This window comes from Dyella marensis (assembly GCF_900112865.1).
GTDB classification, from domain to species: domain Bacteria; phylum Pseudomonadota; class Gammaproteobacteria; order Xanthomonadales; family Rhodanobacteraceae; genus Dyella_D; species Dyella_D marensis_A.
The window spans coordinates 103488-110824 of record NZ_FONH01000014.1 but is presented as its reverse complement, the minus strand read 5'-3'; the positions used below and the strand labels follow the sequence as shown (position 1 = coordinate 110824).

Here is a 7337-nt window from a genome sequence, read left to right as displayed (position 1 = left end):
GCTGCCGCGGCCCGAGTTACTTTCTCTTGCTTGCCCAAGAGAAAGTAACCAAAGAGAAGGGCACCCTGCACGGCGCCCTCCGCAGCTTCGCTGCTGCGGGTACGTGAGGGCTGGCCGGGCTTTTTGACGGGACATCCGTGTCCCGTCAAAAAGGCGAGGACTCCTGTCCTCGCCCCCTTCGGGGCCTGATCGTCCAGCCCTCACCGCCGCGCCAAGGGGGTTGAAGATCAAGAGCCAGAGCAAAAGCCAGAGCAAAAGCCAGAGCAAAAGCGCACAAGCGGAACGCCGCGGGCTGCGCCGCGTGCTCTCGTTGGATCTTCGCGAGTGCCTGCATCCCCCTCTCCCCGCCGGGGAGAGGGTCGGGGTGAGGGGTCGGGCGGAGCGCGACATGAAAATTCGCGACGGACCCGAAAGCTCTTCTTCGCCCCAGCTGGCTCCGATCCCAACCCGCGCGGCGGAAGAAACATCGCGCCCCGGCACACATTGAGACACCCGGTCATTGCTTTTCGGCTCAATCCGGTCCTGCGCTGTACACCGCCGCGGCAACAACGGTACACATCGCACACAAGGCCGCTCGCACAGGGGCGACGGTCACTTCACCCTGCCCACGCGGGCACGCACGAGATGATCCCGGGTCGCTGCAGGTCGACGGCGCCGCCGCGCCCGCCGGCTCATCCGCCAGGCCAGGCCTTCGTGCGGCCGGATCTTCACGCGCGCAGCGGGAACCGACATGGACCAGCCTTCCACGGCGAGCGAACGCCATCTGCTGCATTTCGATGCCGCCTCTTCGCTTCAGCGCGATCGCACGCTCACCTACTATGCCGGCCTGGAGCCGCACCGCATCCACGCCCACAGCAAGGCCACGCGCGCCGATGCCCGCGTCGGCAATCCGCTGCTGCAGCGGATGCCCGACGCGCGGCTGAGCCACTATCTTGAAGTGGACCTGCCATCCGACGCGGTCATGGTCACCTATCTGGCGCGCGCCACCGAGGTCGACGGCGCGGCCACCGAGGATTTCCTCTCGCTGGCCGTGCACGTGCCGCGCGAAGGGCGGCGCCAGCTGCGGGAAAACCGTCTGCTGCGCGGCGCTCCGCACGAGCTGCACCCCAAGCTCGCCTGGCTGCTGGAAGACGAGGAGCTGGGACAGGGGCTGCACAGCCTGCTCCGCGGTGACGCCATGCGGCTGGACACCGACCTGCTGCACGACTTGATCGATCCGTTCGAGACCGCCTCCACCCTGCTGTTCCAGCATCCGTCGCTGATCAACCTCAACACCGAGCACGGCGGCGCGATTCCCGCGCTGATCCTGCGCGAATGCGTCGGCCGCGCGCTGCGCAAGCGCAGCCGCCTGGTCGACGAGATCCGCCGCCTCGGCGAGGCATGGTCGCGCCGCGTGCCGCTGCTCGACGAGAACGGCAAGGTGGTCACCGATGCCGAAGGCATCATCTTCACCATCGACGTGCACGAGAACGTGCGCCGCCAGATGAGCGCACCGATGGGCCTGGCGCTGAAGTATTCGCAGCAGATGGAAGAACTGCAGGGCCAGACCTGGCGCATGCAGTACGGCCAGACCGTGGACGAACATCGCCCGGTGCGGGCCACGAACCTGGGCAAGCGCCCGCTGCTGCGCGCCGACCAGACGCGCTGGACGCTGAAGGCGCTGGGCACGATGAATGGCGTAAGTACCGGCGCGGTCAGTTTCGATCCGCCGCGCGAAGGCGGCTGGAGCATCGAGGAGGGCTGGTCAACGGAAGATGCCGTGCCGCTGACCAGGGACGTCATCGATGCCTTGGTGCAAGGCCGCATGTTCGTGCACATCGAGACCGCGGACGACGCCAGGTCCTGGGAGGGCGCGTTCACCGCGCAGCCGCTCAAGGGGGATCGGGAAACCGTGTTCGAAGCCGCCTACACCAGCGGCAGCGGCGGCGGCGAACTGGTCAGGGTGACCGTGCGGCTGGACGAGCTGCTGATGGATCTGTACCTCCACGTGCAGATGCGCTCCACCTCCAGGAAGCTGCTCAAGGCCGCCCACCTGTACGTGCGCGAGCCCAGCGGGGTGGAGCGGCACGCATGGAGCGCCGCGGTCACCGCCAAGGGCAAGTACGGGCAGCTGCGCGTGGACATGAAGAACGAATGGCTGCGGCACCTGGTCGCCTATGCCGAGTTCTTCGACACCGCCGGCCGCGTGATCACGCCGCAGGGCTGGTCCGGACAACTGCCGTCCGTGCTCGCGCCGGAGTTCGACAGCCACGCCACCAAGCGCTACATCGGCCTGATCGGCCCGATCACCACGATCTTCGGCGTACCGCTCCCGGCGGACACGCAGACGCTGAGCATCAACGTTCCGGAATCGGCCTCGTCGGTCAAGCTGTACTGGGGCGGGCTGGGTACCGGCGAATACGACGCAACGGCCTGCCCGCTGGGCATCATCAGCACCGCGGTGCTGGAGATGGCCTTGCCCATCTACCTGCTGATCAAGGGCTCGTCGGAGAAGAACACCGGTTTCATCAGCTCGCTGATGAACGATCCCAAGGTCCGCTTTGCGATCTACTCCCTGGGCATCGGCGTGTTCTCCGGCTATCTGCTCAGGGACGCGCAGGATCCGGGCAAGGCCATCGCCAGGGTTTCGGCGAAGGTACTGCCGGTGCTGGCGAAGCTGGAGGCGAAGAAGTTCTCCCTCTACCTCGCGCGCAAAGCCGGCGAAGCCGTCGCCAAGCGTGCGGTGCCGCTGCTCAATCTGGCCTTCCTGGCGCTGGATACCACCATCACGCTGATGCAGCTGGGGCAGACCACGGCTGCGATCCTGCAATCGCCGTTCTGCTACACCACCGAACTGACCCGCACTTTCGACCTGCGCGGCCGCGTACTGCCGGACCCGGCCTTCCATAAGTTTCCCGATCATCACGACCGCATGGTGGTGCGCGTCCTCTACGACACCGGCAATACCTTGCCGGTGCAGGAGATCCGCCTGCCCGGCGAGACCCTGTCCGAGCCGTTGCCGTTCGAGTTCAACAACATCGCCGCCGGCGGCCGGGTGAAGGTGATGGTGTTCTTCTACGCCGCCAACGGCTGGCAGTCGGCCATGGGCGCGTCGGGCTGGGTGGATGCCAAGGGCGCCAACGGCAGTTCGGTGCTCAACATCGACGTGGTGGTGAAGAACGCGCTGATCCCGCTGTCGCGCCAGTCGGTCTACCAGCACCGGCAGTCGATCGTGTTCGAAGGCGGGCGCCATCGCTGGAAGCAACGTCCCGCGCCCACCGCCACCATCACCACGCCGCCGGCGGACGACGGTCACCGCCTGCTGTCGATGGGTGGCATCAGCGTGACGCAGCGGCCGGCCATGCTTGGCTATTCCTGGCAGGCCAACGGCCTGAACCTGCCGCGCGACCGCCCCGGGCCGCCCTCCGACGGCGTGATGCACGCCATGCAGAACCTCTCGCTGCTGGAAGATCCGGAGGCCTCGTATGCCATCTCGCCGCTGGGCTTCTCCATGCCTTGCGGCGTGGCCTACGACCTGGGATCCGCCGAGGACGGCACCGGCGCGAACTTCTACCTCGATCCCAGCGGCGACGACTACGACGGCACGAACAATCCCGCCGGCGGCTATCACCTGCGCCGTATCGCGCTGTCGCTGCAGGGCAAGCCGCGCTTCGAACCGGGCGCGCGGGAAAGCTGGGGCCGGTTCTCCACGCCGGTGGACCGTTTTGTGGTGCATCCCCAGGGCTACGTGGCCGGTGTCAGCGCCGATACGTCCAAGCTCTATCTGCTGAAGCTGCCGACCGCGCCGAAGAAGAACGAGGAAGCCACCGTCGCCAGCCCCTACTGTGGCGAAGGCGATCGCGTCGGACTGCTGCAGCAACCCTGCGCGATCGCCGTCGCGCTGGACGGGCGCCTGCTGGTGCTGGAGCAGGGCAACCGCCGCATCCAGAGCTTCGACATTTCCGGCAATCCCGTGCCCTACTTCAAGCCGGCCGGCCAGGCGGAGAAGTCCGCGGTGCTGCCGCTGCGCCAGACCGGCGCCGCGGCCACCACGTATCTGGACCTGTCGGTGGAAGCCAAGGGCTATCTGTTCGTGCTGGCCTACGACGACAACGGCAGCCAGCCCGAGCACTACCGCATCGACATCTACGAGCCGGACGGCAGCTTCCTGGTCAGCACGCCACGCGTCGCGGCGGCGCGCATCGCGGTGGACCTGGCGCGCAGCCTCTACACGCTCAACTGGGAAACCTTGAGCGGCCCCGAATGCCGTACCGAACCCTCGCTGAGCATGTGGCTGCCGCCACCGCCCCCGGCGCTGGGCAGGAGGAAAAAATAATGTTCGTCTTCGAAGGCAAGTGCAGGCTGATCACGCCCGGCCAGACCGTGCGCTTCATGTTCCATGTGGACCACAAGGCCGGACAGCTGCGGATTCAGATCGACGAGCGCGAACCGGACACCCACTCCTTCGCGGCATGGGCCGAGCTGTTCAAGGGCCTGTTTCCGTTTCCGGCGCCGCGCGGACTGCTGTCGATGCTTGCCGAAGCGCCACAGGAGCCCGAACCTGGGAACATCGCCCTGCTGGCGAACCTGGCGGGCATCGGGTCGGGCCTGCAGGGCAAGCTCGACTTGCGCACCGACGCCTGGGGCGTGTCGAGCATCCTGCAATCGAAGAGCTGCGAGAAAGCCGATTTCTCCCCGCAGGGCAAGACCGTGATCGACCTGCGCGACACCGATTTCTCGGGCGTACGCTTCGTCGACACCGACTTCTCGCAGGCGATCCTGAGCGGCGTCAATTTCTCCAGGTGCAGCTTCGAGAACTGCACGTTCGCACGCACCCAGCTGTCCCTCCTGCGGCTGATCGGAGCCGATCTCACCAGGCAACCCTTGCGCAATCTCGACCTGAGCGGAGCGAAGCTCGACGAGGCCAGGCTCGACGGCAACTACGTCATGGGCTGCAAGCTGCAGGGCGTCTCGCTCAGGAAGGCCTCGCTCAACCGCACCCAGTTCATGTCCTCGAACATGACCTACACCACGCTCGACGGTGCGACGGGCACGCTGCCGCTGTTCGGCGACTGCGATCTCGCCTTCGCATCCCTGAAGCAGGTGAAGTTCGCCAAGCCGGTCTTCAGCGGCTCCCAGCTGGTGAGTATCGAAGCGGCGGACGCCAGCCTCGCCGATGCGCGGTTCGGCCGCGTCACCCTGGAGGACCTCACCGAACGCCTGGTCCTGAAAGCTGGTGCGGGCAGCAATCCGATCGATAACCCGGCCGCGATTCACCTGGCCGATTTCAGCGGGGCCACGCTCACCGGCGCGCGCTTCGACGGCGCGGGCATCACGCAGAGCAAGTTCGACGGCGCCAGAATGCAGAAGGCCATTCTCGGCGGCGCCAGGATGCGCTGGGTGTCGTTCAAGGACGCCGAGCTGGAAGGCGCGGACTTCGGCGCCAGGGAGGCGGAGTACATGCAAGGCCACCGCATGCGGGACCCCGTGCCGGTGGCCAGCTTCGAGGACGTGGATTTCGACAATGCCAACCTGCATGCCACCAACTTCCGCGACGCGATACTGACCGGCAAGGTGAGGCACACACGCCTGCCGCGCCGCGACACCTCCAAAGCCCAGCGCATGTGCCTGGCCGGCGCCAGGTTCCGCTCGGGCCTGCTGGGGCTGGACTGGTCCCATGTCGATGCCAGCGGCGCGACGATCGCACTGGACCTTCCGGCGGGCGTGGAGATCAAGAACTTCAAGGCCAGGCAGGCGATCCTGCCCCAGGTGGATTTCGCCGGCCTGCGCCTGCCGAACGCGGATTTCGAAGCCGCGGACTTGCGCAACATGCGCTTCGGCAATTGCGAACTGCGCGATGCCCGGTTCAACAAGGCAATCCTCGAAGCCGCCGACTTCACCGGCGCCAACCTGGAGGGTGCGGATTTCAGCCATGCCTCGCTGATGAATGCGAACTTCTCGGGCGCGTGGATGTGGAGTTCGAAGTTCAACGGCGCCGTGCTCACGGAAGCGAATTTCTCTTCGGCCATGCTTGCCGAGGTGGACTTCAAGAGCATCGGCGACAACCGGCTGAGCTACGTGAATTTCTCCGGCGCCTGCCTGGTATCGGCGACCTTCACCAACATCAAGGCACCGCGCTCCGGCAACAAGCAGACGAACTTCTCCTCGGCCTGCCTGGCCGGCGCCGATTTCGTCGGCGCCTCGCTGATGGACGTCGTCCTGACCCGCGCACAGATCTCCTCCAGGAGCGGCACCATCACCGCCCTGCACCGCCTGCGCCCCGAGGGCAAGGAGTTCGACTACACCGCCACCAAGCTCGACCCCCAAAACACCGGCCTCCACACCACCTGCCCCGACGGCAAAGGCGGCCCCTGCAGCCTGGAACAGCTACGCGCCGTCCCGATACCTGCGCAATGGTCGAAGTCCGATTGAAGCAAGCAAAAAGCTTTTTTGCGCTCCCGCAAATCCCACACCACGCTCCACCCGCCTCTCACCCTGCCCTCTCCCCGGAGGGGAGAGGGGTGCAAGGGTGTGGCAAAGGCGCAGCGCTAAAGCTGGCCTCAGTCCCAGCTCTTAGGCCATTTCTTTTTGGTTACTTTTGCTTTGGGCCAGCAAAGAAAAAGTAACTCGGGCGCCGGCAGGCGTCCGAAATGCCCGCTGCATAAGCGGCCAGGTCACCGGATCGCGACCATCAGGCGATACGGAAACTGGATTCCGGCCTGCGCCGGAACGACGAGCAAAAGGAACGCCCGCTGCGTAGCGGCCAGGTCACGGCACCGCGACCATCGAGCGATACCGCTACTGGATTCCTGCCTGCGCAGGAATGACGAGCAAAAGGAACGCCCGCTGCGTAAGCGGCCAGGTCAGCACCCGGCATCAGGCCGCAGCCTCCAACTCCTCCGGCAGGCGGCACAGCCGCCGCACATCCAGCAGCGCGACAAACCCACCCGGACAAGGCGCCACCGCCACCACCGGATCATCCTCGCGCGACGTGCGGCCAGCCGGCGCCGCCAAGGTCTCGCCACTCACGTCGAGCAAATCGCGCACCGCATCCACCCGCAACCCCACCAGATGCCCCTGATGCGACAACACCACGATGCGGCGGCGCGAACCGTCGCCTTCGTCGACAGGCAAACCCAACCGGCGGCAGCCATCCAGCACCGGCACGATACGCCCGCGCAACTGGCGAATCCCCAGCAGATCGCACGCCGCGCCCGGCACCGGCGTGATGTCGCCATCGCGCACCACCTCGCTCACCTGCTTCAGCGGCGCCGCATACGGCTGCCCGGCGAGATGGAAGATCAGCCAGCCGCGTTCGGCGGGCGCAGCGGTGTGGTCCTGACTCATGCGTAAGTCTC

At 66.4% G+C, this 7337-nt stretch carries 3 protein-coding genes; 2 read left to right on the top strand and 1 reads right to left on the bottom strand.

Features of this window, described 5'->3' with window-relative positions; all coding sequences use genetic code 11:
• Positions 1-730 precede the first annotated feature (730 nt).
• Both BM172_RS16425 and BM172_RS16420 read left to right on the top strand, forming a co-directional pair.
• Positions 731-4315, top strand: coding sequence for an NHL repeat-containing protein (locus BM172_RS16425; protein ID WP_026636726.1), 3585 nt, complete (start codon positions 731-733; stop codon positions 4313-4315).
• Positions 4315-6411 (top strand): pentapeptide repeat-containing protein, encoded by a 2097-nt coding sequence (locus tag BM172_RS16420; RefSeq protein ID WP_026636727.1) that lies wholly within the window; start codon positions 4315-4317, stop codon positions 6409-6411. The genes BM172_RS16425 and BM172_RS16420 overlap by 1 nt, the downstream gene beginning before the upstream one ends.
• Positions 6412-6855: 444 nt before the next feature.
• Here BM172_RS16420 and BM172_RS16415 read toward each other — a convergent pair whose 3' ends face one another.
• On the bottom strand, positions 6856-7326 hold the full coding sequence (locus BM172_RS16415) for a chemotaxis protein CheW (RefSeq protein WP_026636728.1): 471 nt from the start codon (positions 7324-7326) through the stop codon (positions 6856-6858).
• Positions 7327-7337 lie beyond the last annotated feature (11 nt).

Bases quoted from the DNA above. Each gene is read 5' to 3' on its own strand.
- BM172_RS16415 (WP_026636728.1), bottom strand. From the start codon at position 7,326: ATGAGTCAGGACCACACCGCTGCGCCCGCCGAACGCGGCTGGCTGATC.
- BM172_RS16425 (WP_026636726.1), top strand. From the start codon at position 731: ATGGACCAGCCTTCCACGGCGAGCGAACGCCATCTGCTGCATTTCGAT.
- BM172_RS16420 (WP_026636727.1), top strand. From the start codon at position 4,315: ATGTTCGTCTTCGAAGGCAAGTGCAGGCTGATCACGCCCGGCCAGACC.